Source organism: Streptomyces sp. NPDC096136 (assembly GCF_044763325.1).
Taxonomy (GTDB): Bacteria; Actinomycetota; Actinomycetes; order Streptomycetales; family Streptomycetaceae; genus Streptomyces.
In genome coordinates this window covers 346,078-367,100 of the sequence record NZ_JBIWFZ010000005.1, presented here as the reverse complement: position 1 = coordinate 367,100, position 21,023 = coordinate 346,078, and the positions used below count along the sequence as shown (strand labels likewise).

Annotated in this window: 23 protein-coding genes and 1 pseudogene; 9 read left to right on the top strand and 15 right to left on the bottom strand. The window is 69.9% G+C overall.

Annotation, left to right across the window (positions count from 1 at the left end; all coding sequences use genetic code 11):
* Nucleotides 1-16 precede the first annotated feature (16 nt).
* From ACIRBY_RS13605 to ACIRBY_RS13590, 4 genes are all read right to left on the bottom strand, one after another.
* Nucleotides 17-469 carry an SsgA family sporulation/cell division regulator gene (locus ACIRBY_RS13605; protein ID WP_403900246.1) on the bottom strand — a complete coding sequence of 151 codons (453 nt, stop codon included), beginning with the start codon at nt 467-469 and terminating at the stop codon, nt 17-19.
* A gap of 97 nt (nt 470-566) precedes the next feature.
* A complete protein-coding gene (locus ACIRBY_RS13600) occupies nt 567-1,313 on the bottom strand; it encodes an IclR family transcriptional regulator (protein WP_403900244.1) in 747 nt (248 codons plus the stop codon).
* Between the two features lie 182 nt (nt 1,314-1,495).
* Entirely contained in the window at nt 1,496-1,723 is a 228-nt protein-coding gene (locus tag ACIRBY_RS13595; RefSeq protein ID WP_403900242.1) for a DUF5326 family protein, read from the bottom strand.
* A 160-nt stretch (nt 1,724-1,883) separates the two neighbouring features.
* Nucleotides 1,884-2,201: a cupin domain-containing protein gene (locus tag ACIRBY_RS13590; protein WP_042810190.1), complete on the bottom strand. Its 318-nt coding sequence runs from the start codon at nt 2,199-2,201 to the stop codon at nt 1,884-1,886.
* 92 nt (nt 2,202-2,293) lie between these two features.
* On the opposite strand from ACIRBY_RS13590, the gene ACIRBY_RS13585 reads away from it, so the two are divergent.
* The 5 genes from ACIRBY_RS13585 to ACIRBY_RS13565 all read left to right on the top strand — a co-directional run bounded on the left by ACIRBY_RS13585 (nt 2,294) and on the right by ACIRBY_RS13565 (nt 5,993).
* The gene (locus tag ACIRBY_RS13585; protein WP_042810191.1) at nt 2,294-2,674 is read left to right on the top strand and encodes a phage holin family protein; all 381 of its coding nucleotides are present in this window, start codon (nt 2,294-2,296) and stop codon (nt 2,672-2,674) included.
* A 12-nt stretch (nt 2,675-2,686) separates the two neighbouring features.
* Nucleotides 2,687-3,190 carry a low molecular weight protein-tyrosine-phosphatase gene (locus ACIRBY_RS13580; RefSeq protein WP_403900239.1) on the top strand — a complete coding sequence of 168 codons (504 nt, stop codon included), beginning with the start codon at nt 2,687-2,689 and terminating at the stop codon, nt 3,188-3,190.
* Nucleotides 3,187-4,368, top strand: a complete 1,182-nt coding sequence (locus ACIRBY_RS13575) for a cystathionine gamma-lyase (protein WP_403900237.1) — start codon at nt 3,187-3,189, stop codon at nt 4,366-4,368. The genes ACIRBY_RS13580 and ACIRBY_RS13575 overlap by 4 nt, the downstream gene beginning before the upstream one ends.
* 175 nt (nt 4,369-4,543) lie before the next feature.
* Nucleotides 4,544-5,452, top strand: coding sequence for a LysR family transcriptional regulator (locus tag ACIRBY_RS13570; protein ID WP_403900235.1), 909 nt, complete (start codon nt 4,544-4,546; stop codon nt 5,450-5,452).
* 61 nt (nt 5,453-5,513) lie between these two features.
* Nucleotides 5,514-5,993, top strand: coding sequence for an NUDIX domain-containing protein (locus tag ACIRBY_RS13565; RefSeq protein ID WP_403900233.1), 480 nt, complete (start codon nt 5,514-5,516; stop codon nt 5,991-5,993).
* A 34-nt stretch (nt 5,994-6,027) separates the two neighbouring features.
* Here ACIRBY_RS13565 and ACIRBY_RS13560 read toward each other — a convergent pair whose 3' ends face one another.
* Nucleotides 6,028-7,212 (bottom strand): globin domain-containing protein, encoded by a 1,185-nt coding sequence (locus ACIRBY_RS13560; protein ID WP_403900231.1) that lies wholly within the window; start codon nt 7,210-7,212, stop codon nt 6,028-6,030.
* A gap of 168 nt (nt 7,213-7,380) precedes the next feature.
* A complete protein-coding gene (locus ACIRBY_RS13555) occupies nt 7,381-8,004 on the bottom strand; it encodes an HAD family hydrolase (RefSeq protein ID WP_403900229.1) in 624 nt (207 codons plus the stop codon).
* Nucleotides 8,005-8,170: 166 nt separating this feature from the next.
* On the opposite strand from ACIRBY_RS13555, the gene ACIRBY_RS13550 reads away from it, so the two are divergent.
* The 3 genes from ACIRBY_RS13550 to ACIRBY_RS13540 are packed head-to-tail and all read left to right on the top strand — an operon-like array spanning nt 8,171 to nt 10,785.
* Nucleotides 8,171-9,073: a GNAT family N-acetyltransferase gene (locus ACIRBY_RS13550; protein WP_403900227.1), complete on the top strand. Its 903-nt coding sequence runs from the start codon at nt 8,171-8,173 to the stop codon at nt 9,071-9,073.
* A 17-nt stretch (nt 9,074-9,090) separates the two neighbouring features.
* The gene (locus ACIRBY_RS13545; protein WP_403900225.1) at nt 9,091-9,552 is read left to right on the top strand and encodes a GNAT family N-acetyltransferase; all 462 of its coding nucleotides are present in this window, start codon (nt 9,091-9,093) and stop codon (nt 9,550-9,552) included.
* Between the two features lie 54 nt (nt 9,553-9,606).
* A complete protein-coding gene (locus ACIRBY_RS13540; protein ID WP_403900223.1) occupies nt 9,607-10,785 on the top strand; it encodes a winged helix DNA-binding domain-containing protein in 1,179 nt (392 codons plus the stop codon).
* A gap of 31 nt (nt 10,786-10,816) precedes the next feature.
* On the opposite strand, the gene ACIRBY_RS13535 is transcribed toward ACIRBY_RS13540, so the two are convergent.
* The 3 genes from ACIRBY_RS13535 to ACIRBY_RS13525 form a co-directional block, all read right to left on the bottom strand.
* Complete coding sequence (locus ACIRBY_RS13535; RefSeq protein ID WP_403900221.1) at nt 10,817-12,202, bottom strand: serine hydrolase domain-containing protein; 1,386 nt, start codon at nt 12,200-12,202, stop codon at nt 10,817-10,819.
* A gap of 158 nt (nt 12,203-12,360) precedes the next feature.
* Complete coding sequence (locus tag ACIRBY_RS13530; protein ID WP_403900219.1) at nt 12,361-12,741, bottom strand: hypothetical protein; 381 nt, start codon at nt 12,739-12,741, stop codon at nt 12,361-12,363.
* A 78-nt stretch (nt 12,742-12,819) separates the two neighbouring features.
* Complete coding sequence (locus ACIRBY_RS13525) at nt 12,820-13,122, bottom strand: hypothetical protein (RefSeq protein ID WP_403900567.1); 303 nt, start codon at nt 13,120-13,122, stop codon at nt 12,820-12,822.
* 80 nt (nt 13,123-13,202) lie between these two features.
* On the opposite strand from ACIRBY_RS13525, the gene ACIRBY_RS13520 reads away from it, so the two are divergent.
* Nucleotides 13,203-13,559: a hypothetical protein gene (locus ACIRBY_RS13520; RefSeq protein WP_403900217.1), complete on the top strand. Its 357-nt coding sequence runs from the start codon at nt 13,203-13,205 to the stop codon at nt 13,557-13,559.
* On the opposite strand, the gene ACIRBY_RS13515 is transcribed toward ACIRBY_RS13520, so the two are convergent.
* The 6 genes and pseudogenes from ACIRBY_RS13515 to ACIRBY_RS13490 all read right to left on the bottom strand — a co-directional run bounded on the left by ACIRBY_RS13515 (nt 13,560) and on the right by ACIRBY_RS13490 (nt 20,876).
* Entirely contained in the window at nt 13,560-13,766 is a 207-nt protein-coding gene (locus tag ACIRBY_RS13515) for a hypothetical protein (protein ID WP_403900215.1), read from the bottom strand.
* A gap of 447 nt (nt 13,767-14,213) precedes the next feature.
* The gene (locus tag ACIRBY_RS13510) at nt 14,214-16,286 is read right to left on the bottom strand and encodes a LysR family transcriptional regulator (RefSeq protein WP_403900565.1); all 2,073 of its coding nucleotides are present in this window, start codon (nt 16,284-16,286) and stop codon (nt 14,214-14,216) included.
* Between the two features lie 261 nt (nt 16,287-16,547).
* Nucleotides 16,548-16,940, bottom strand: a pseudogene (locus ACIRBY_RS13505) (TniQ family protein); the annotation flags it as partial.
* Nucleotides 16,937-18,055 carry an AAA family ATPase gene (locus ACIRBY_RS13500; RefSeq protein ID WP_403900213.1) on the bottom strand — a complete coding sequence of 373 codons (1,119 nt, stop codon included), beginning with the start codon at nt 18,053-18,055 and terminating at the stop codon, nt 16,937-16,939. The gene ACIRBY_RS13500 and the pseudogene ACIRBY_RS13505, both read right to left, overlap by 4 nt.
* Entirely contained in the window at nt 18,052-20,181 is a 2,130-nt protein-coding gene (locus tag ACIRBY_RS13495; RefSeq protein ID WP_403900211.1) for a helix-turn-helix domain-containing protein, read from the bottom strand. Before ACIRBY_RS13495 ends, ACIRBY_RS13500 begins: the two co-directional genes overlap by 4 nt.
* The gene (locus ACIRBY_RS13490) at nt 20,178-20,876 is read right to left on the bottom strand and encodes a TnsA-like heteromeric transposase endonuclease subunit (RefSeq protein WP_403900209.1); all 699 of its coding nucleotides are present in this window, start codon (nt 20,874-20,876) and stop codon (nt 20,178-20,180) included. Before ACIRBY_RS13490 ends, ACIRBY_RS13495 begins: the two co-directional genes overlap by 4 nt.
* Between the last annotated feature and the right edge of the window lie 147 nt (nt 20,877-21,023).

The window sequence follows — 21,023 nt, the reverse complement described above, 5'->3', positions numbered from 1 at the left end:
CCCGGGGAGCGGGCCCTCAGCCCGCGTTCTGCCCGTTCTGCTGCTGCGCCTGCGCGAGGATCCTGCCGAGCTCCTCGTCGAGGGTCTCCTCGAAGTCGCCGAGGCTGCGCTCCTGACCGAGCGGGACGAGCCGGTCGGTCCGGTCGAGGAACGCGACGAGCGGGGCCGCACCGGCACGGAAGAGGGCCCGGTCACCGCCGACCTGGAGGCGGATGTGGACGTCGGAGAGCTCTCCCGGTTCGGTGGGAGCGATGTGCACGTCGCCTTCACCGCAGGGCCTGTTGATGCCGTCGAGGAGCAGCTCCCGGCCGAACGCCCAGGTCACCGGGGCGTCTCCGGGAAGGTGGAAGGTCAGGCGTACGGCGTAGGGGTCACGGGCGTCGTACCGGAGTTCCACCGGGATCCGGAACGCGAGCTCCTCGGAAACGAGGAAGCTCATCATGACCTCTGCCTGTACCGACTCGCGCATTGCCTACCCCGCTGTAGTGGAAGTGGCCAGGAATGATCCCCCAGGGCCCTCTTGACAAGGGTGGTGGAAGCGCCAGCAGATCACAAGGAGTGAGTTTTCAGATACTGATAGAGAACGAGAGGGTGCTCAACAGCGCGCCTACTTCACTCCGTAGCCGATCGACTACACACAGCAAGCGGGATTCCTGGTGCACAGGGAGAGAAATGGCCATGGTCGCGGCGGCGTCGCCGGCGGTGATCGGGATGGCCGCGCACACCGTGCCCAGGGCGTACTCCTGATGCTCGGTCACCGGCTGCATCCGCCCCAGGGAGCCGATCCGCTCCTCCAGCGTGCGCATGTCCCGCACGGTGTACGGCGTGATGCCCTCGACCGGATGACGGTCGTAGTAGTCCCTGCGCGCCTTCTCGTCCAACTGCCCCAGCAGGCACTGCCCGATGGCGTGCGCGTGCGCGGTGGCGCGGAAATCGGCCCATTCCTCGCAGGCGGGGTTGGCCGGGGTGTCCGAGACACCCATGACCTCGATCTCACCCTCACGGTAGACCGCGAAGTAGACGGGGGCCCCGACCGCGTCGCGGAAGTGCGCGAGCGAATCGAGGATCATGCTGCGACGTTTCTGCTGAAGCCCTCCGTCCGCCAGCCGGCCGGCCGCGTCACCGAGGACGAACACCCCGCCCTCCCGGCGCAGATAACCCTCGTGCGTCAGGGTGCGCAGCAGGTGGTACGCGGTGGGGAGCGGGAGCCCGGCCTCGCGCGCCAGCTGTTTCGCCGGGGCTCCCCCGCAATGGGAGCTCGCCGCTTCCAGCAGCCGCAGCGCCCTCTGCACCGAGCCGATCAGCGTCGGCACACCGGCATTGCGATCCGGAGACACAGCTCACCCCCAGGCGTGGCGGCGGGCCCGGGGGGCCCGCCGGCGCCCAGGGAACGGCACGGATTGCCAGCCTATCCACCGATTGCCACAGGATGAGGGGTTTGCCGGGACATGTTCGCCCGGCTGGCGCAATGCCCGCACCCCTCGGGCACGACGGCCTACCAGTCGCCGGAGGTGCTCTTCGCCCCGCTGCCCGTGAACTTCTTGACGACGAAGACCAGGCCGCCGACCAGGGCCGCGAACAGCAGGACCTTGAAGGCGAAGCCGATCAGCGTGCCGATGATCGAGGTGATGATCCCGCCGAAGACGAAGAGCGCCAGCAGGGGAACGGCGACCCACTTGACCCACCACGGCGTGCCCGCGAACATCGCTCGGATCCCGTCCATGTCCCTACCTCTTCCTCGTCCTCGCCGGTGTCCCTGGCGTCGTCTTCCTTGGTCTCGAGCTTAGGAGCCGCGCGCACGGGCCGGGGGCCCGAGAGCCCCCGGAACCCCCTGACCCGCCCCCTAGGGGGATCAGGGGGACGACCCTCAGTCCGGCGGGGCCTCAGGCCTCCGGCGGGGAGAAGACGACCATCACCTTCAGCGGCTCGGTGATGTGGTGGAACTTGTGCGGCACCCCCGCCGGGACGTAGACCACGCTGCCGTTCGCCACCGTCGTCGTCTCCTCCCCGACCGTGATCGAGGCACGGCCGCTCACCACGAAGTACACCTCGTCCTGGCGGTGCGGCTGCTGCGGGTCGCTCTGCCCCGCGTCCAGCGAGTAGAGCCCGACCGACATGTTCCGCTCACGCAGGAACTGCAGGTAGGCGCCGTCGTTGGCGGCTCGTTCGGCTTCGAGCTCGTCAAGCCGGAAGGCCTTCATGTTCGCTGTGCCCCTTGCCCTTGCCCAGTGGTTCCCCGGATCCGCACATCTGCCGATGTCCGGCCCGCATGTTCTCTGCCACGATCAGACACATGACGAATTTCGTAGTCAAGACACTCGCCAACGCGGGGGCCCTGGCGGTCGCCGTCTGGCTGCTCTCGGGCATCACGCTCGACGACGGCAGCTCCCTGGGCCGCCGGACGGTGACCCTGATCCTGGTCGCCCTCGTCTTCGGACTGGTCAACCTCATCGTCAAGCCCGTGGTGAAGCTGCTCTCGATCCCGCTCTTCATCCTCACCCTGGGCCTGTTCACCCTCGTCGTGAACGCCCTGATGCTGCTGCTGACCTCCTGGCTGGCCGACAAGCTCGACCTCAGCTTCCACGTCGACGGCTTCTGGACCGCCCTCCTCGGCGGTCTCATCATCTCCGTCGTCTCCTGGGCCCTGAACCTGGCCCTGCCCGACAACGACTGAGCGGGCCCGCCCATGTACCGCGTGTGCTTCGTATGCACCGGCAACATATGCCGGTCCCCCATGGCCGAGTCCGTCTTCCGCTCGCACGTGGCCGCGGCCGGACTCGACGGCCTGGTCGAGGTCGACAGCGCCGGCACCGGCGGCTGGCACGAGGGCGACGGCGCCGACCCCCGTGCCGTGGCCGTGCTGGAGGCCGCCGGATACGGACAGGACCACCGCGCCCGGCAGTTCCGGTCCTCCTGGTTCGACCGCCTCGACCTCGTCATCGCCCTCGACTCCGGCCACCTGCGCGACCTCCGCTCCCTCGCCCCCACCCCGGAGGCGGCCGCCAAGGTCCGGCTCCTGCGCTCGTACGACCCCGCGGCGGCGGACGCGCACGGGTCCGGCGGCCCGGACGTACCCGACCCGTACTACGGCCCCTTCGACGGGTTCGAGGAGTGCCTCGCCCTGGTCGAGGCCGCGAGCCCCGGCCTGCTGGACGCCGTACGCGCCGCCGTGAAGGAGCACACCGCATGACCGAACACCCCGTGGCCGGGCACTCCGCCGGCGAAACGGCCCCGCCGGTCGCGTACGGCGACGGGACCCGGGCCGTACGCGCCGGGCTGCCCGAGCCCGTCAAGAACGAACCGCCGCTCCCCGGGCCCGTCTTCGCCGCCCACTTCCACCTCCCCGGCGAGGTGGCCGGCCCGTACACCTACGGACGTGACACCAACCCCACCTGGACGCTGCTGGAACGGGCGATCGGCGAACTGGAGGCGCCCGGCCGCCGGGACGTGGACACGATCGTCTTCGCCTCCGGCATGGCCGCGGTCTCCGCCGTCCTCCTCTCGCAGGCCCGCGCCGGGGACACCGTCGTCCTGCCCGACGACGGCTACCAGGCGCTACCCCTGGTCAGGGAGCAGCTGGAGGCGTACGGGGTACGGGTGCGGACCGCGCCGACCGGCGGGGACGCCCAGCTCACGGCCCTCGACGGGGCCCGGCTGCTGTGGATCGAGACCCCTTCCAACCCGGGGCTCGACGTGTGCGACGTACGCCGGCTCACCGCGGCCGCGCACACGGCGGGCGCCCTGGTGGCCGTCGACAACACCCTCGCCACCCCGCTCGGGCAGCGGCCGCTGGAGCTGGGCGCGGACTTCTCCGTGGCCAGCGGCACCAAGGGTCTCACCGGCCACGGCGACCTGCTGCTCGGCTACGTCGTCTGCCGCGACCCGGAGCTCGCCGCGGGCGTCCGGCGCTGGCGCAAGATCGTCGGCGCCGTCCCCGGCCCCATGGAGGCCTGGCTCGCCCACCGCTCCCTGGCCACCATCCAGCTGCGGGCGGAACGGCAGTGGGCCAACGCGCTGGCGGTCGCCGAGGCACTGGCCGACCGCACCGAGGTGAGCGGACTGCGCTACCCGGGGCTCCCCTCGGACCCCTCCCACAAGACGGCGGCCCTGCAGATGAGCGGCTTCGGGTCGGTGGTCTCCTTCACCCTGCCCGACCGGGCGCACGCGGAGCGCTTCATGTCCGCCCTGTACCTGGTCGAGGACGCCACGAGCTTCGGCGGGGTGCGCTCCACCGCGGAGCGGCGCGGGCGGTGGGGCGGTGACGCCGTGCCGGAGGGGTTCATCCGCTTCTCGGCAGGCGCCGAAGACCCCCGGGACCTGGTCGCGGACGTGCTCAGGGCCCTGGACGAAGCGGCTTCCGGGGCCTGAGTCCGCGGGAAGGCGGTCCGAGCCTCCCCCCTGGTGGCTCGGACCGCATCGGGTTCCCTGCCCACAAGAACCACGTCGACAAGGCTAGTTGACTCAGCGTCAGAGTCCAATCACGGTAACGACAGGAACCTATCGGCATATTTATAGTTGAAGGCCCCCACTGAGAGGGGCCGCCATGGACCTGGCCCTGCTGCGTACCTTCGTCGCCGTGCACCGGGCCGGCTCGTTCACCCGGGCCGCGACGCTCCTCGGGCTGTCCCAGCCCGCGGTCACCTCCCAGATCCGCACCCTGGAGCGCCAGCTCGGCCGCCCCCTGTTCCACCGCCGGGCCCGCGGTGTCACCCCCACCGCCGTCGGCGACGAGCTGGCCCACAAGGCGGCCCCGCACCTGGACGCCCTGCTGCGGATCGCCGAGACCGAGCGGCAGGCCGCCGGGGCCCTGCGCACCCTGCACCTGGCCGGACCGCCCGAGTTCCTGAGCCTGCGGGTGCTGCCCGCCCTCGCGCCCCTCGTGGGCCACGGCCAGACCCTGCGCACGGTCTTCGCGGCCGACACGGAGCAGAACCTCGCCGGGCTCGCCGCCGGACAGCACGACCTCGTCGTCACCGCCGCCCGGCCGCGCGGCGGTCCCTTCACCGCGGGCCCGCTCTGCGACGAGGAACAGGTGCTGGTGGCCGCGCCCTACTGGGCCGCCCTCGCCGACCCCGGCGAGCTGCTCGCCAAGGGCCCCGAGGCCCTCGACGGGATCCCGGTCGTGGAGGTCCACGAGAGCCTGCCGCTGGTCACCCGCTACTGGGCCGCCGTGTTCGACTCCGTGCCCGGCTCCGCGTCCGACACGGCCGCCACCGTCGTGGCGCCCGACCTGCGGGCCGTGCTGGAGTGCGTCCGGGCCGGCGCCGGGCTCGCCGTGCTGCCCCGCTACCTGTGCCAGGACGCCCTCGAACGCGGCCAGGTCGTCGCCCTGCTGGAGCCCGACCTGCCTCCGCTGCGCACCTGGTTCCTCGTCGTACGGACCGGCAGCCTGGCCCTCGCCCACCTGGCCCGCGCCCACGACCGCCTGCTGCGCGCCGCCGCGCACTGGTGAGCGGCTCGGGTTTCGGACGATGGCGCGTTTCAGATGCGCGGAGGTGGGCCACTCTTCTCCCATGACCGAACGCCCCGTGGTCAAACGCACCGCCCGCGCGATCCTGCTCGACGGTGACGACCTGATCCTCATCAAGCGCACCAAGCCCGGCGTCGACCCGTACTGGCTCACCCCGGGCGGCGGTGTGGAACCCTCCGACGCCACCGTCGTGGACGCCCTCCACAGAGAACTCGACGAGGAACTCGGCGCCAAGATCACCGATGTGGTGCCCTGTTTCGTCGACACCGTCGAACACATCGCCTCGGGGGGAGTGACCGGGGTGAAGGTGCAGCACTTCTTCGTCTGCCACCTCGAATCCATGGACCCCGACCGCCGGCACGGCCCCGAAGTCGACGAACCCCAGGGCGAGTACGAGATCGTCCGCGTGCCCTTCAGCCGCGTCGGCATCGCCGCGGTCCACCTCGTCCCGCTCTCGCTGCGGCACTACCTCGACGGCAACATCGAGGGGGTGCGCGCCATGCACGCCCCCGACCTGGGCTGAGCACGCCGGGGAGCGGGCGGGCCCGCGCCGGTCCTCAGCCGGCCACGCCCGCCAGCTCTTCCAGCGCGTCGTAGCGGATGCGTTCTCCGGGGATCCCGATCCGCTTGAGCGCGTCCACACCACTGCGGATCATCGCGGGCGGCCCGGAGATGAAGGCGTCGTACGAGCTCCAGGGCCCGTGCTCGCCGACCGCGTGCGGCAGCTGGCCCGCCATCCCCTCCCCGATCACCGGGCGCACCGACAGCCACGGATGGGAGCGCTGCAGCCCCAGCAGGGTGTCCTTGTCGTAGAGGTCGTCATCGCTGCGCGCCCCGAAGAAGACCTCCACCCGGCGGCGTTCGCCGTGCCCGGCCACGTCCTCGATCAGCGCCTTGATGGGGGCGATGCCGGTCCCCCCGCCCAGGCACAGCATCCCGTTGTCGGTGCTGTGGTCCACCACCATCGACCCGGCCGGCGGGCCCAGCCGCAGGACGTCGCCCGGGCGGGCGCGCCGCACCAGGGCGTTGGAGACCCACCCGGCCGGCACGGCCTTGACGTGGAAGGAGAGCAGTCCGTCGGCGCGCGGTGCCGAGGCGAAGGAGTAGTGCCGCCAGACCCGCGGCCACCACGGGGTCTCCAGGCTCGTGTACTGGCCCGCCAGGAACGGGTACGGCTGGTCGGGGCGGACGGTCAGAACCGCGATGTCCGGGGTGCGCAGGTCGTGGGAGACCACTTCGGCGTGCCACCACGCCGGCGCCCGCGCCTCGTCCTCCGCCGCGGCGTCGATCATGGTCTGCGAGATCGCGGTGTACGCGCGCACCCAGGCGGCCTCGGTCTCCGGGCCCCAGGTGAGCTCCGCGTACCGGGCCAGAGCCCCGATCAGCGCCTCCCCGACCGCCGGATAGTGCGCGGCCATGGTGCCGTACTTGCGGTGCCCGGTGCCGAGCCGGCGCAGGTAGGGGGTGAGCACCGCCGGGTCGTCGATGTGCTCCGCGGCGGTCAGCAGCGCCTTCAGCAGCCGGTCGCGCTGGGTGTCCATGGCGGCGGGGAACATCTCCCGCACCTCCGGGTGCCCCGTGAAGACCAGGGCGTAGAAGTACGAGGTGACCCTGTCGGCGACGGGTGCGATCTCCGCGAGGGTCCGGCGGATGAGGACGGCGTCCGGGGAGGGTTCGGTCGCACCGACCCCGGACGGTATCCAGCCCGCGGGTCTCGCCGATCTGGTGGGCGGAAGGTCCATGCGGTGCCTCGCTTCGAGCATCTCGGTCGGGTCTCACACGCCACGGCCTCGAATCCGTGGTTCCGGGCTTCACAGCGTGCCAGCCGACCGGGGGCCCTGCGGGGGAATGGGGAAAACCCGCACTCCGAACCCACGATCCCCTTAAGATGCTTCGACTCCCGGGCGCGTCTACCCCAGGAGCTGGTATGCCTCCCGCAGGTCACGGCCCTCGTAGACATGGGTGGCCCGCTCCGCCAGGTACGGCCGCGCGTTCACCGCCACCGACCGCGGAAGGGCATCGAAGAGGAACGCATCGGTCATCGAGTCCCCGTACGCGACGCAGTCGGCGCGGGTCACCCCGAACCGCTCGCACAGCCCGTCCGCGATCCTCAGCTTGCCCTCCGGCGTGAGGATCCCCGCCCTGTCGACCGGGCGGGTAAAGGGGACCTCGGGGAAGACCGAGCCGTGCGCGGCATGCGCGCCCCACTCCAGCAGCAGCTCGACGAAGAACGAAGGCGACAGGGAGATCACCGCGCAGTAGTCCCCGCGCTCCCGGATCTCCCGCCAGACGTCCCGGATACCGGCCAGCCACGGAGCCGCGTCGAACGCCGCCCGGACGTGCGCGGGCGTCAGGTCGGCCCACAGTTCGCGCGCCGCCTGCGAGAAGCCCTGCGGGCCGATCTCCCGGGCGCCGAAGGCCCGCTCCAGCTTCGCGATCTCGGTCTCCAGACCGAGCTGGCGGGAGATCTCGACCGGCGCGGCCGAGCCGTACATCAGGGTCCCGTCGAGGTCGAACACGTGCAGCAGCGTCATAGCCGTCGAGGCTAGCCCCTGCGTACGGCGGCACACACCTGGTTCGAGTGCCCCTCCCCTCCGTGGCCGGTGGTGGGGCGTCGGCTGTTTCACGTGAAACAAGGCGATGTTTCACGTGAAACGTCGAGCGCCCGGATCCCGGAATTCCCTGGACGCCCCCGAGTCGATGATCCACTCTGGGCCGGTGACACCACCACCGCTCACCGATCTGCCGATCCGCGCACTGACCCCGGACGACCTCCGTCACTGCGCCGACCTGTCCCAGGACCGCGGCTGGCCCCGCGAGGACCACAAGTGGGGGCTGCTCCTCACCGCCGGAACCGGGTACGGCGTCGACGCGCCGGACGGGCAGGGCCTCGCCGCCGCCTGTGTCGTCACCTCCTACGGGGACACCCTCGACAAGCCTGACCTCGCCGCCATCGGGATGGTCCTGGTCGCCGACCGCTTCGCCCGCCAGGGCCTGGGCCGCCGGCTGATGCAGTACGTCTGCGACGACGTCCTCGCCGGCGTACCGCTCACCCTGCATGCCACCCCGTACGGCCGGCCGCTCTACGAGGAGCTCGGCTTCGACACCACGGGCCGGGCGGAGATGCTCCGCGGCGCCTTCGTCCCCGACCCCCGACGGGCCGCTACGGGCGTCCCGGTCCGGCCGGCCACCGGCGAGGACCTCCCGGGGATCGTCCGGCTGGACACGGAGGTGTTCGGCACCGACCGAACCCACATGATCACGCGCCTGCCGGCCTTCACCGACCGGCTGCTCGTCGCCGAGGACGCCTCCGGCGCACTCATCGGCTATGCCGCCCTCTGGCCCAACATGGAGACCCATGTCGTCGGCCCGCTGATCGCCCGGGACACCGCCACCGCGCAGGCACTGGTGACGGCCCTGGCCGCGAGCACCGAGCGGCCGCTGCGCACCGACATCGACGTACGCCACGAGGAGCTCGTCTCCTGGCTCAAGGAGCGCGGTCTGCAGTCCCTGGCCTTCAACGCCGTCATGACCCGGGACATCCCCGGCCTGCCCGGCGACTGGACCCGCCGCTGGGCCCCGCTCACCGTCGCCGCCGGCTGAGAAGAGGACCCCCGACCATGACCGAAACCCCCGACCTCGTCATCCGGCCCGCCACCGAGGCCGATCTGCCCGCCATCGTGGCCCTGCTCGCCGACGACCCCCTGGGCGCCACCCGCGAGTCCCCGGACGACCTGGCCCCGTACGTCTCGGCCCTCCGGCGGCTGACCGACGACCCCCACCAGCACGTCGTGGTCGCCGTCCGCGACGCACGCGTCGTGGGCACCCTCCAACTGACGATCGTGCCCGGCCTGTCCCGCAAGGGCTCCACGCGCTCGATCATCGAAGGGGTCCGGGTCCACGCCGACGAACGCGGCAGCGGCCTGGGCACCCGCTTCGTCGAATGGGCCGTCGACCGGTCCCGGGCGGAGAACTGCCAACTGGTGCAGCTCACCTCCGACGTGTCCCGCACCGATGCCCACCGCTTCTACGAACGGCTCGGCTTCACCCCCTCCCACGTGGGGTTCAAGCTCCAGCTCTGAGCGGGCCCGCGGCGGGCCGGGGCGCTGTCGGCGGCCCGGCCTACGATCGGGAGGATGAGCACCGGGCTGCCCCTCGTCACCACCGCCGACCGCCGCCACCGGCTCGGCCGCCGCCACCGCCTGGCCCCCTCGGCCCGCGCCGCCACCACGAGCGGGGCCGCGGACGCGGTCGTCGCCCTGCACGCCACGGACGCGGCGACCGTCTACCTCTCCGCCCGCGCCCGCCTGGCCGAGGGCCACGGCACCACGGCGGTCGAACGCGCCCTGTACGAGGACGTGAGCGTCGTCCGGATGCTCAGCATGCGCAACACGCTCTTCGCCGTGTCCACCGAACTCGCGCCCCACGTGGACGCCTCCACCGCCCGCGCCATCGCGGTGAAGGAGCGCCGGACCTTCCTCAAGCACCTCGCGGAGGACGGCCAGGGGCTCGACGCGGACTGGCTGGCACGGGCCGAGACCGCCGCACTCGACGCCCTCGACGTCCTGGGGCCCTCGACCGGGGCCCAGCTCTCCGCGGCGGTACCCGCCCTGCGTCAGAAGATCACCATCGGCCGGGGCAAGAAGTACGAGGCCGAGACGGGCGTGGCCACCCGCGTCATCCGCCTGCTCGCCGCGGACGGCCGGATCCGCCGGGACCGGCCGCGCGGCTCGTGGACCTCCAGCCAGTTCCGGTGGGTGCACACGCAGCCCTGGCCCGCCGTACCCGCCGCCGAGGCCCGCGCCGAGATCGCCCGCCGCTGGCTCCGGGCCTACGGTCCCGCCACCGAGGCCGACCTCAAGTGGTGGACCGGCTGGACCCTCACCGACGTGCGCAGGGCCCTGGCCGCCGTGGGCCCCGAACAGGTCCGCCTGGAAGACGGCGGCACGGCGCTCGTCTGCCCCGGGGACACCGCGCCCGAACCGGCCCCCGAACCCTGGGCCGCGATGCTGCCGGCGCTCGACCCCAGCGGTATGGGCTGGGCCGACCGGAGCTTCCACCTCGACCCCGCCCACCGGCCCGCGCTCTTCGACTACGCGGGCAACATCGGCCCGACCGTCTGGTGGAACGGCGAGATCGTCGGCGGCTGGGCCCAGCGCTCGGACGGGGAGATCGTCTGGCGGCTGCTGGGCAGCCCCGGCCGCGACGCCGAAGAGGCGATCGGGGCCGAGGCCGCACGGCTGGCCGCCTGGGTGGGCGACGCCCGGGTCACGCCCCGCTTCCGCACTCCACTGGAACGCGAACTGGTCTCCTGACCCGGCTCGTCCCCCGACCGGGGGGGGAGCCTCAGCCGATGCCGCGCCAGCCCTGCGGGTCCACCCCGCCGGGCACCGGGGCCTGGGGGTCGTAGGGCTCGCGCGTGAAGACGAACGAGGCCAGGTCGAGGTGGCTGACGGAGCCGTCCTCCCGCCGTACGGCCCGCAGGGTCTCACCCGCGTAGTAGCCCGTCAGACCCGTCCACGTCCCGTCGGACCCGGCACGGAACCGGGCCGACCGGCCCAGCACGCCCACCGGGCCCAGTTCCAGCGAGCCGTCCGCCTTCAGCCGCAGCGCATGGGGCGCGGTACCCCAGTACCAGACGCCGCAGAGCTCCAGCGGAACCAGGTCGGCCTCCGCGAACGGCCGCCACGGCGCGGGGAACCCGGGCTCCGCGTCCGCCACGATGCCGATCAGGTCGGCGGCCACCGTCGAGGCCGCCAGACCCGACGTGCAGTTCGACAGGACCACGGCCGCCACGTCATCGGCCTCGCTCAGCCACAGTCCGGCGACGAAACCGGGGAGCGAACCGCTGTGTCCGACGAGCCGCCGTCCGCGCTGCTCCGTCAGCTGGAGCCCCAGTCCGTACCCGAGATCGGCGAACCCGGGCTCCGGGGGCGCCACCGACCTGCGCATCTCCCGTGCGCTCTCCGCGCTCAGCACCCGCTCGTCACCCCGCGCCAGCAGGACGGCGAACCGCGCCAGATCGCGGGTCGTGGACCACAGCTGACCCGCGGAGGCCATCAGCCCCAGGTCCTCGGCCGGCTCGGGCATCATCACGTCCGCCCAGGGGTGCACCGCCCAGCCACCCGCGTGCGGAGCCTGCGGCTGCGCACTCGTCCGGTGCAGCCCCAGCGGCTCCAGCACCTCGGTCCGCAGCACCTCCTCCCACGGCTTCCCACGCAGCGCCTCGACGAGCGAACCCAGCAGGGTGTAACCGGGGTTGGAGTAGTGGTGTCGGGTTCCCGGCACGTGCTTGAACGGCTCGTCGCCCAACACGTCGGCCAGCCCGGGCCGCTGCGCACCCGGAGTGCGCTCCCACCACTCGCCGGGCGTCTCCGCCGCCAGTCCCGCGCTGTGGGCCAGCAGTTGGCCGATGGTCACCTCGTCGGCGCCGGTCCCGGGCAGGTGCCGACCCAGCGGGTCCGAGAGCGCCAGCAGCCCCTCGTCCCGCAGCCGCAGCACGAGGACCGCCGTGAACGTCTTGGTGATCGACCCCACCCGGTACTGCACGTCCCCGTCGGGACCGTGGCCCTCGACGGAGGTCCGCGCGCCCTCCCAGACCACCTCTCCGCCGCGGACGACGGCCGCGACCACGGACGGGGCCCTGCCCTCGCTCTGCGCGACGGCGATCCGGTGGCTCAGCGCGCGCCGGGTGGAGGGCAGGAGTTCCAGGTCTTCAGAGAGCGCATCCATGATCTGTAGGTTCTCGCTTTCGGTGTCATATCGCGACGCTGTGACCTGCAGGTCTCGGCGATGTCTCACGTGGGTCGGCCGGGGTTCTGTCTCACGGCTGTGTCATTTCCTCGCAGCCATCCCGGATCCCTGTGCCTGCATCCGGGTTCCCTTCAAGGTCACCCAAAGATCAGTTCAACGTCCGAGTCGACGCAGACCTTCAATACGATCACGAGCTGTCGAGCGTCCTCGATGTGCCGCGAGAGAGGGGGAGTGCTTTCCTCGGCCTCCCACTCAGTGATGATCTCGGCCAGCCGGGGCAGGACCCTGGCGCAGTCGGCGGCGGATAGATCGCCGGCATCGTCGGGATGATCGATTAGGGGCTCAAGCGTCGATGAGATCTCGCTCCAGTCCCGGTCCCCGCCAAAGCCCCACATGTCCGGCAGTGCGAACCCCTCAGCCTGCGCCAAGCGCTGGCGAAAGGCGCTGAAACCCGAGTAGGACCAGCTGATGTCCGGGCTGGTGAGGTCACCGTCCCCAGGAAACAGACACAACCCCACGAAGCCTCCTCGATCGAGACTTCATGATCAAGGAGGCAGATCGAGTGCGGCAAGTGACTATCCGCCCCCAGCGAGCGATCACGACGGCCGCGCTGCAATCTGCTGACGGGCGGAGTCCCAGACCTTTTCGAACTCTTCAGAAGTCAGCTGCTCCGGATCATGGCCTTCCCACTCAGAGACGGGCAGTTCTGCTGTGATCCCAAACCTGCTGTCGTACTCGTCGAGGCGGCCTGTGTCGGAGGCCTGTTGCCATTCGACGACGGAGGCGGCTGCGATCGGGGTCAGCTCCGGCCCTTCGAGCTCGATCTGCCGGGTCACCCAGCCTTCGGCGTCGACCTCGAAGTAGAACCAGAGGTCTTCCTCGTCCCAGTAGCAGCGCATCCATGTCGTCACCAGGCCATGATGACTGCGTGCTGTCTGCTCGGCGGAGCAATGTCAGAGCCATGTTGGAGGATCACGCCATGCTGATTGCAACTGATGAGGCTGGGCGCGTGGTGAAGAGGCCCTCGAAGCCGGCGATAGGCAGGATGCTGGCCAACCTCCGGCGCGGTGATGCGCATCTGGTGTTGGAGCGCGTGGAGGAGGGCCTGGAAGGTAGCTGGTATGTCCAGGTGTTGCTGCGCGACGACAACACGTACCAACTCGAATTCCGGGACGGCGTGGCAGCCGAGCACTATCAGACGCGGACTGTCTCTCAGGAGAAGGTCCTGACGGCAATGCTCGGCTGGGCTGCTGGCAGGGGGGACTGGCGGGACGCTTTCATGTGGAACAACATCGGCTCGCAGTTCGAAACCGGAGAGGCTCCGCAACTCGGCTGATCAGGTCACCCATCCGGTAGTTGCTTCGCCCTTCGTCTGGATCCACTCGCGGATGGTCTCGATGGCGTCGAGAAGATCCTCGAAGGTGCGGAGATCACGATGCTGTCGACGAACCCGATCTGTTGGCACGTCCCCGCACTCAAGTTCCGCTTCACCGCTGCTCCAGACGATGAGCACGGCGACTTGGTCATCCGTTTCTAGCGTCACCCAGGTGCTGGTCTTGGTTCGGCCGTCCTCAGGCGATCGCTGGACGCCACCCGTGATTCCGCACGATCGCAAGCGTTCCTCGTGCTCGTCGAACCACGTCTGGAGCCTCTGAGGCAGCTCATCCGGGGTCCGCCGAGCTTCTCCACTGTCTCTCATGGCTGGGGGATGAATCCCGCGGATCGGTCGAGCGAGAACGGAGCACCGGCCAGCATCGGATCCCAGCCTTGGCTCCGCGCTTCCCGAATGCTCGCAGCAACGTGAGCTGGCCGAATGGGCTCAGTCTCGACACCCAACCAGTTACTGGGATGGGCCTGGCCGCTGGTAACGATCAAGGTCGTGCCCGGCTGGTCGACGTTGGCGGCCTCGACCGCGTAGGTCATGGGTGTCCAGCAGAGTCCCTGCATGTAGGAGGGCTTCCTACGGATTCGCCAGCGGTACTCGATCCCGTCAACGGTTATGCGGCGGGATCCCTTCTTGTTCAGCGCCATCGTCCCCCTTTTCTGCCTCGGACTGTAGTGCCCTGCCACTGGCCTGTCCCTGGATATTCCTGGCTGCGGCGGCGACCCTCTTCCCGAAGGCGGTCAGCTTCATGGCTCTGCCTCGTTCGGCGCGCTCAATCAGAAGCTGTCCCAGGTCCTTTTCCAGCCGGTTGATCTGGATCACCAACGTCGGCTGGTTGATGCCGAGGGCCCGTGCGGCCTCACAGATCGTGGGATAGCCGGAGGCAGCCAGGAAACGTGCAATGCGTTGCCAGGCATAGGGGCTGGTGAGGGCCTTCCGTAGGAGGGCTGGGGTCTCGGCTCTCTTCTCGGTCACGCGGAGTGCGGTGTCGTGGCTTCCGCCGCCGCGGGGCCGGAGGGGGATCTTGTGGGCGTGGGCCCAGCGGGCCATGTTCGCGGTGCTCATGCCGGCTTCTCGGGCGAGGTCCGGCAGGGTTCGGCGGCGATGGAGGTACTGCTCGATGAGCCAGTCTCGTTCGACGGTGCCCCGGCGCCTGTAGTCCTGTGGACCCTCACGGAGCGGGATGCCGTAGTCCTTGGCGAGGCCGGTCAGGGCGCTGCGGGAGAAGCCCGTGAGGATGGCAATCTGCTGAAGGGACCGGTGTTCGTCGAGGTAGAGCTGGGTGAAGCGCTCTTCCGGGATGGCTTGTCGGGCTTGCTGCCGGATGCGGCCGGTGGATCTGGCGGCGTTCTCTGTCAGCGGTGGTGCGGGGGCAGGGTGTTCGTCGAGGACAAGACGGATGGCCTCGACGGTCGCGCCCAGGACCTGGGCGGCGTGCTGAACGGGGTGTTGGCGTTCGCGGACCAGCTGGTGCAGGCGGGGCAGGTCGATGTGCGCCGGGTCGGGTCCGGGAAGGGAGAGCCCTGTCAGCAAGACGGTGGGAGGCTGCCAGGTCAAGGGCTCGTCGTGGATGTCGTGCGAGGCCAGGAATTCGAGGGCTTCCTCCTGGAGGGCGAGCGCGAGTTCAGGTGTCTGCAGCGCTGTGAACCGCAAAGACGTCGCCCGGAACTCTGCGCTGTCGAGCCCGCCCAGGTCGTCGGGGAAAGACTCGGCGGGCAGGCCGCTGAGACGTTGGAAGAGCTGGCTGCGTGCGATGCGTTCGCGCCGTCCGGTTCCCGGTGGTGTTCCGGTGCGGCGGCAGATCTCCAGCCAGCGGTCATGAGGAAGCAGACCGGTGCAGTCGAGGAGCCGGCGCCGGCCGTAGTCGATGGGGGTGCTGTTGGCGTCGAGGTGGTCGGCGAGCCGGTCCAGGGCAGTGGCGATGCCCGGCCATTGCGAAAGGTCGTCGAGTTCCTGGAGGAGGCGTGAGACCTCAGTGCCGTCGATCGCGTCGCCAACCAGCCCGGCTGCCTGGTCCAGGGATGTGCGGCTGTCGGGAAGCAGCAGCAGGGCGGCCAGGACGGGGGCCAGAGCCCGCGCGTGGACTCCTTCGGACGGTGCGAGCCGGATCGTCCAGGACGGCCAGAACATCGTGGGGATCTTCCTGGCTCGCTGCTCGATGTCCCGAGTGGTCCTGGCCGGTCGGCGGGGAGTCTCGGTCGCAACGCGGTAGCGGACGTATTCGCTGGGGCGGAGGGAAGGGGCGAGGGCGGCCAGGTGCACGGATTGCAGCACCGGGCTGATGCCCCTGCCCCAGCTGTCGATGCTGGTTGCCGAGATCTGCGTGAGTTCCTCGCGTACTGCTTCCAGCAGGCCCCGCAGGGCCTCGCCGGCCGGTTGGATTCCTGATTGCTCCAGGATGCCCAGGGCCATGGTGACCGCGACTGCTGTGTCTGCGGCTCGGGGCGGGGCCATGAACCCCGGACGTTCCGTCGCCTGTCCGGTGTGCGGTGAGACCGGATCGGTGCTGAGGTGCGCTTCTGCGATATCAGCCGGGATCTGTTCCCTTAGGACAGCCGCGGGCAGGTCGCTCAGAACGCGGATGCCCAGGGCCCGGATGTCCGCCAGCACCGCCGATGCCGGCTGGGGAGAGGTCCGGTAGGGGCCGAAAGCAGCCGTTGCCCCGTCGATGACCTCCATCACTCGGTCCTGCGCCATGAGAACCGGATGGCCAGGAGGCAGGAGAAGTGTCGAAGCGCGGGTCAGATCGGTGCCGCAGCCAGCCGAAAACGGGCGGGTGGGGCGGGTCGGTGGATTGCCGCAGAGTTCAGGCCGGGGGACGGACCGGCCTGAACGGGGCCGCTGCCGCAGCACTCTCCCGCACTGCGGGCAGCAGTCCGCCAGCAGTCTGCGGTGTCGGGTGCAGGCGAAGGAGAAACCGAGCCTCCAGGACAATTGCCATCGCCCACCAGTGGCATGAAGGCACTCCGGGCAGAACCGAGATCCGCCTCCGCGGCCCCAAAGGACGTGCCGTGACACGGCCCGGCCCCCGGCACTCAGGTGGAGGGCCCGTCCGTCGTAGTGCGCCAGGGTCAGGGCAGCGATTGTCTCCGGGGACGTCCCGGTGGCGTGCGCGACAGCATTGGTCTGCTGTTTGTCGAGGACGATCGTCCAGTCTGCCGGGATGCCCCGGAACTGGTTTCCTGCCCGGTGCCGGACCGGGAAGCCGAAGTGCAGCAGGACATCACCGAGTGCGGTGTCCATCCGCCTGGCCGTCGCCTCCAGCCATGAGTCCAAGGCCTCGCCGGGCAGTGGAGGCAGCCGGATCGGCAGGGTGCGGACCTGCGTACTCATGCGGGTCGCCGGCTCCGGGACCGCGGGCGACTGGTCAGCCGTTTCTTCTCCAGCGCGGCCTGCAGTTCGAGGCGGGCAGCCTCGGATGCCTCGTCGTTCTTCACCCGGTCCATGAGCTCCTGGTCAAGACGTTCGGCGCCGGTGCGGACCGCCCGCTGGCAGCTGCGGTTGATCAGCGTCATCAACGAGCCGATGTGTCCGGTGCTGCGGGCGAAGAGGTAGTCCGACAGGTCGTCCGCGAGCATGCCGGGGTGCTTGTCGGTGAGGACGACGCGCTGTTCGAGGGCCAGCAGCATCTGCCGCCATTCCCGGCGCCCGGCTTCCGTATCGATGGTGAACGGGCGAAGTCCGAGGCGGGTGGTGCGACGGCCGGTCTGAGCCAGAGCGGTGTCGCGCCCGTTCGTTCCTTCGCCGAACAGGCCCTTCTTCGCGAGCTCGACGCCCGCCATCAGCAACGTCACCGGGAACTCGTTGGCGATCCACTTCAGGTGGTTGCTCACCTCGATGCCGCTCTTCTGCCCCCATTTCAAGAAGTGCAGATCGTCCAGAACCACCAGGCGGACATCGCAGGACAGCACGCAGTCCAACACCCGCCGTCCGAACTGGGCGGTGGTCCCCCGCATCTGTCCGGGGTGGCCGAAGAACTCCAGCATGGCCCGGTTGAGATCCTTCATTCCGGTGTTCCCGGTCAGTCCGACCCGGCAGACGGGGATCCGCTCGTGCCCTTGGCTCGTGAACGCTCCCGACTCCTCGATCTCCCGCTGGTGGAAGTCGCGTGCAAAGGCCAGCACCGAGGTCGTCTTGCCCAGCCCCGGGAACGCGTCGACGGCCACCGCCCCCTTGGCCTTGTCGCCGTCCTGCTCGTTGCTGTCGACGATGTCCCATAGGTCTTCATGGAGCTCCGTCAGCTGCGGCGTCTTGACCGGGCCGATGTTCGCGTGCCACTGCCGGCGCTGACGGTCGTAGTCCGCCCGCGCCTGTGTGGGCAGGGACTTCAGCTGCTTGCGGGTCAGCAGGTCGGGCCGGCTGCGGCGAGGGCTCTCTGCAAACGCCTTGAAGTCCTCCTTCCGCGACAAGGCAAGACTGCCCGGATGCGGAACGCTGCCGCCGTTCACACGTCCTCCAGGGCATCGGCGTAGAAGTCATCCTCCCCGGCGAGGTCCTCCAGATCAGCCTCGTCGTCATCCCCCGTCTCCGCCACCACGTCGGGCTCCCGCCGTTCTGCGGTCTGTTCGTCCTGGCCGAGGGCCTTGCGTACGGAGGGAAGCGAGACGACCGTTTCCGCCTCACTCTCCGGAAGTTCGATGGCGGCCTGTTCACGCGAGAGCCGCAGGGCCATGCGCCGCTCAGCGATCGTGGTGCCCAGGCCAAGACTCCACCGCTCCAACAAATCAGCGACGGCAAGCCGGTCGTCGGGAAAGCGATACTTCGAGGCAGCCAGCTGCCGGGCGAACGTCAGCGCGTCCTCGCTCAGCGGCATCTCGGCCGACGGCGCGTGTTCCCAGACCAGCGTGTGCCAGGCCCGAGTAGCCGGATCGCGGAAGTAGATCTGGGTGATGTCGTCGGGGTCCACCTGGAAGGGCCAGCCGTTCTTGACCGGACTGTCGTAGGGGCTGCGGACGCCCGGCTCGGGCAGGCCGGGGCCGCTGTAACGGCGGCGGCCGATCTCGACCCCGTAGTGCTGGACCGTGCGCCACTTCGTCTGCAGGAACTCGAACGCGAGATCACGGTCCCGGGGAACCTCGATGTAGCCGGCGCGGGCCATGCCGTGCTCGAACATCTTCGCCGGGGACATCCGCAGACCCGGCAGGCCCGGATCGACCAGGCTGGAGTGCGGCCGGCAGTGATAGACCGCGGCGGTCCATTCCCGGATGATCGCCTCAAGCTCGTCGAGGAAGAAGAACGCTTCGTCCTCTGGGCTCTCGCCTCGCGAGTGGATGTCGGGCCCCTTGTAGCCGGGCAGCACCTGCAGCAGCCCCTCCCGCAGGGTCCGGAAGTAGCGCTCGACCGGCCCCTTGTCGCGGCCCGTCCGCAGCCGGGCCGGCTGGATGGAGATGCCCATCCGGCGGCAGACGCTGGTCAGATGCTCCGAGACGTAGACCTTGCCGTGGTCGACAACCAGCGTCTCCGGGACCAGAGGCGGCGAGGCCAGGCCCGGTCCGGTGGCACCTTCGACGTCGACCAAGACGGTGCGGGGGATACCGTGCTCGGGCCAGACCGCGTGCCGCGGCCAGTCCCGCCCCGCCGGCCGCGGCCGAAACGACTGGAACAACACCGCACTGACATCCACCGCCTTCGTCGAGACCGGCGTCAGCCGGATCCCCGTGATGCAGCGGGAGTACCAGTCCATCCCGACACTCAACTCGGCCTGCACCCACTTCAGCGTCAACGGGTCGAACGCGAAGACGTCCAGGCGCGTGGAGTCCATCAGCAGATACTCGCCCGGCCGCGTCGGCCGCAGCTTCCCGTACGGACCCGCCGGCCGACCAGCGATATCCCGGTTCCGCTTCGTACTCAGCCGGAACAACGGATGGCGTCGCTCCAACTCCTCCAACAGCCGAAACGCCGTCGCCCGACTCGGCTGCGGCACCACCCCCTCGCCGAACCGCGCGATCACCCGAGCTCGGGTCCGATCGATCACCATCGTCCGCGACGGCCGCGACTGGTCGGTGTGCTCGACCATCACCTCCACCGCGGTCTCTACCCACCGGTCATCGACCGCAATGTGCGACTTCCGCGTCGGCCCCTTCCGGGGAGCAAGTCCAGCTTCCCCGTGCTCCCGGAACTCGGCGACCCACCGTTTCAAGGTCCTCAGACCCAAACCGAGTTCAGCGGTCTTCGCCGCGTATCTGGCCTCCAACGGCTTCTCCGGCGAGTACTCGGAACGAGGTTCTTCGTCACGTGCGAGTTCGGGACTGCCGGACCGATAACCCGTCAGCACCTCACGGACGTGCTCGGCTCTTTCCAGGACCTTCTGTTTGCCCACGGCGTCAAGCTGCCCGAGAACCACAGAGGCGATCTCGCCCTCGTCGTCCGCCGACGGCCCCGGACCGTCAGGGGTGATCACAGCGCGCTCGGAGAACAGCAGCTCCTTGAGCGACAGCCGCAGAAGCCGCCCTTGACCATCCTTCAAGACCACTTCGTTGCCCGCCGTGGTCGCAGCCATCTCCACCACCTCGACGGTCTCCCCGTCGTAGCGGAAGCGCGTACCGACTCCGACGCGAGCCGCCGCCCGGCTCACCCTGCCCTCCTCAGCACGTGCGAAGGGCCCAGCGGGCGGTCGAGATCAGTGACGAGAGCCTGCGTCCAGAGCAAATGGTGGATGGCGGCGCGAACGTGAGGCTCCGGATGATTCGGCAGGCACCTCGTGGCCTGCCCCAGAAGAAGTCCGTCGAGATCCGCGTCCCAGAGCTCCTCCAGAGCCTCGGCGCTGAACAGCCAGTCTCTGCGGTAACCCGCCAGGAGCCGGATGTTCTCCAGTTCCACGGCCGGAGGCTCGCTCCAGACCTCGTACTTCCAACCGCGTGATTCCACTGCCTCCCGGGTCCAGTCGAAGGTGAACGCCACCTCCGGCTTGGACAACCGATGCAACGGCTTGATATCGACAACCACCGGTGCTTGCCCGGTGAGCAGGAGATAGTCCGGTATGTGCTGCCGCACCTTCCCCTCCAGCGCGGTCTTCAGCAGGAAGGGCTGGGCCACGATGCCGCGCACCGACGGATCGAAGTCGGCAAAGAGCAAGCGCGATAGTTCCAGGCGAGACTCATAGATCACGTGGTCGCGCACCGTCGCCGACCAGTAGGTACCCGAGTAGTGCTTCTGACCCTTGTACCAGCGGAACGTCCGCCACGGACAAGCCGATTGCAGGAGGTCGACGGGCGCCGTACCCCAGTCTCGATCCTCCACGAGAACGCCACGCTGCTGACGGATACTCACCGTCGCAGTGACACTGCCCATCGCACACCCCCGGCCCACGGACGATGACCCGCGCAGCCAAGGGTGTCAGCGGAACAACGGTGGGCGGAGCGAGCCGGAATCCCCTCACCCAAAAGGGTGAACGCTTCGACCAGCGAGTCTCACGAA

What these genes read in the sequence shown, in the direction of transcription:
- ACIRBY_RS13605 (WP_403900246.1), bottom strand. Translation starts at nt 469, where the DNA reads ATGCGCGAGTCGGTACAGGCAGAGGTCATGATGAGCTTCCTCGTTTCC.
- ACIRBY_RS13595 (WP_403900242.1), bottom strand. Translation starts at nt 1,723, where the DNA reads ATGGACGGGATCCGAGCGATGTTCGCGGGCACGCCGTGGTGGGTCAAG.
- ACIRBY_RS13590 (WP_042810190.1), bottom strand. Translation starts at nt 2,201, where the DNA reads ATGAAGGCCTTCCGGCTTGACGAGCTCGAAGCCGAACGAGCCGCCAAC.
- ACIRBY_RS13585 (WP_042810191.1), top strand. Translation starts at nt 2,294, where the DNA reads ATGACGAATTTCGTAGTCAAGACACTCGCCAACGCGGGGGCCCTGGCG.
- ACIRBY_RS13580 (WP_403900239.1), top strand. Translation starts at nt 2,687, where the DNA reads ATGTACCGCGTGTGCTTCGTATGCACCGGCAACATATGCCGGTCCCCC.
- ACIRBY_RS13575 (WP_403900237.1), top strand. Translation starts at nt 3,187, where the DNA reads ATGACCGAACACCCCGTGGCCGGGCACTCCGCCGGCGAAACGGCCCCG.
- ACIRBY_RS13570 (WP_403900235.1), top strand. Translation starts at nt 4,544, where the DNA reads ATGGACCTGGCCCTGCTGCGTACCTTCGTCGCCGTGCACCGGGCCGGC.
- ACIRBY_RS13565 (WP_403900233.1), top strand. Translation starts at nt 5,514, where the DNA reads ATGACCGAACGCCCCGTGGTCAAACGCACCGCCCGCGCGATCCTGCTC.
- ACIRBY_RS13560 (WP_403900231.1), bottom strand. Translation starts at nt 7,212, where the DNA reads ATGGACCTTCCGCCCACCAGATCGGCGAGACCCGCGGGCTGGATACCG.
- ACIRBY_RS13555 (WP_403900229.1), bottom strand. Translation starts at nt 8,004, where the DNA reads ATGACGCTGCTGCACGTGTTCGACCTCGACGGGACCCTGATGTACGGC.
- ACIRBY_RS13550 (WP_403900227.1), top strand. Translation starts at nt 8,171, where the DNA reads ATGATCCACTCTGGGCCGGTGACACCACCACCGCTCACCGATCTGCCG.
- ACIRBY_RS13545 (WP_403900225.1), top strand. Translation starts at nt 9,091, where the DNA reads ATGACCGAAACCCCCGACCTCGTCATCCGGCCCGCCACCGAGGCCGAT.
- ACIRBY_RS13540 (WP_403900223.1), top strand. Translation starts at nt 9,607, where the DNA reads ATGAGCACCGGGCTGCCCCTCGTCACCACCGCCGACCGCCGCCACCGG.
- ACIRBY_RS13535 (WP_403900221.1), bottom strand. Translation starts at nt 12,202, where the DNA reads ATGGATGCGCTCTCTGAAGACCTGGAACTCCTGCCCTCCACCCGGCGC.
- ACIRBY_RS13525 (WP_403900567.1), bottom strand. Translation starts at nt 13,122, where the DNA reads ATGCGCTGCTACTGGGACGAGGAAGACCTCTGGTTCTACTTCGAGGTC.
- ACIRBY_RS13520 (WP_403900217.1), top strand. Translation starts at nt 13,203, where the DNA reads ATGCTGATTGCAACTGATGAGGCTGGGCGCGTGGTGAAGAGGCCCTCG.
- ACIRBY_RS13510 (WP_403900565.1), bottom strand. Translation starts at nt 16,286, where the DNA reads ATGGAGGTCATCGACGGGGCAACGGCTGCTTTCGGCCCCTACCGGACC.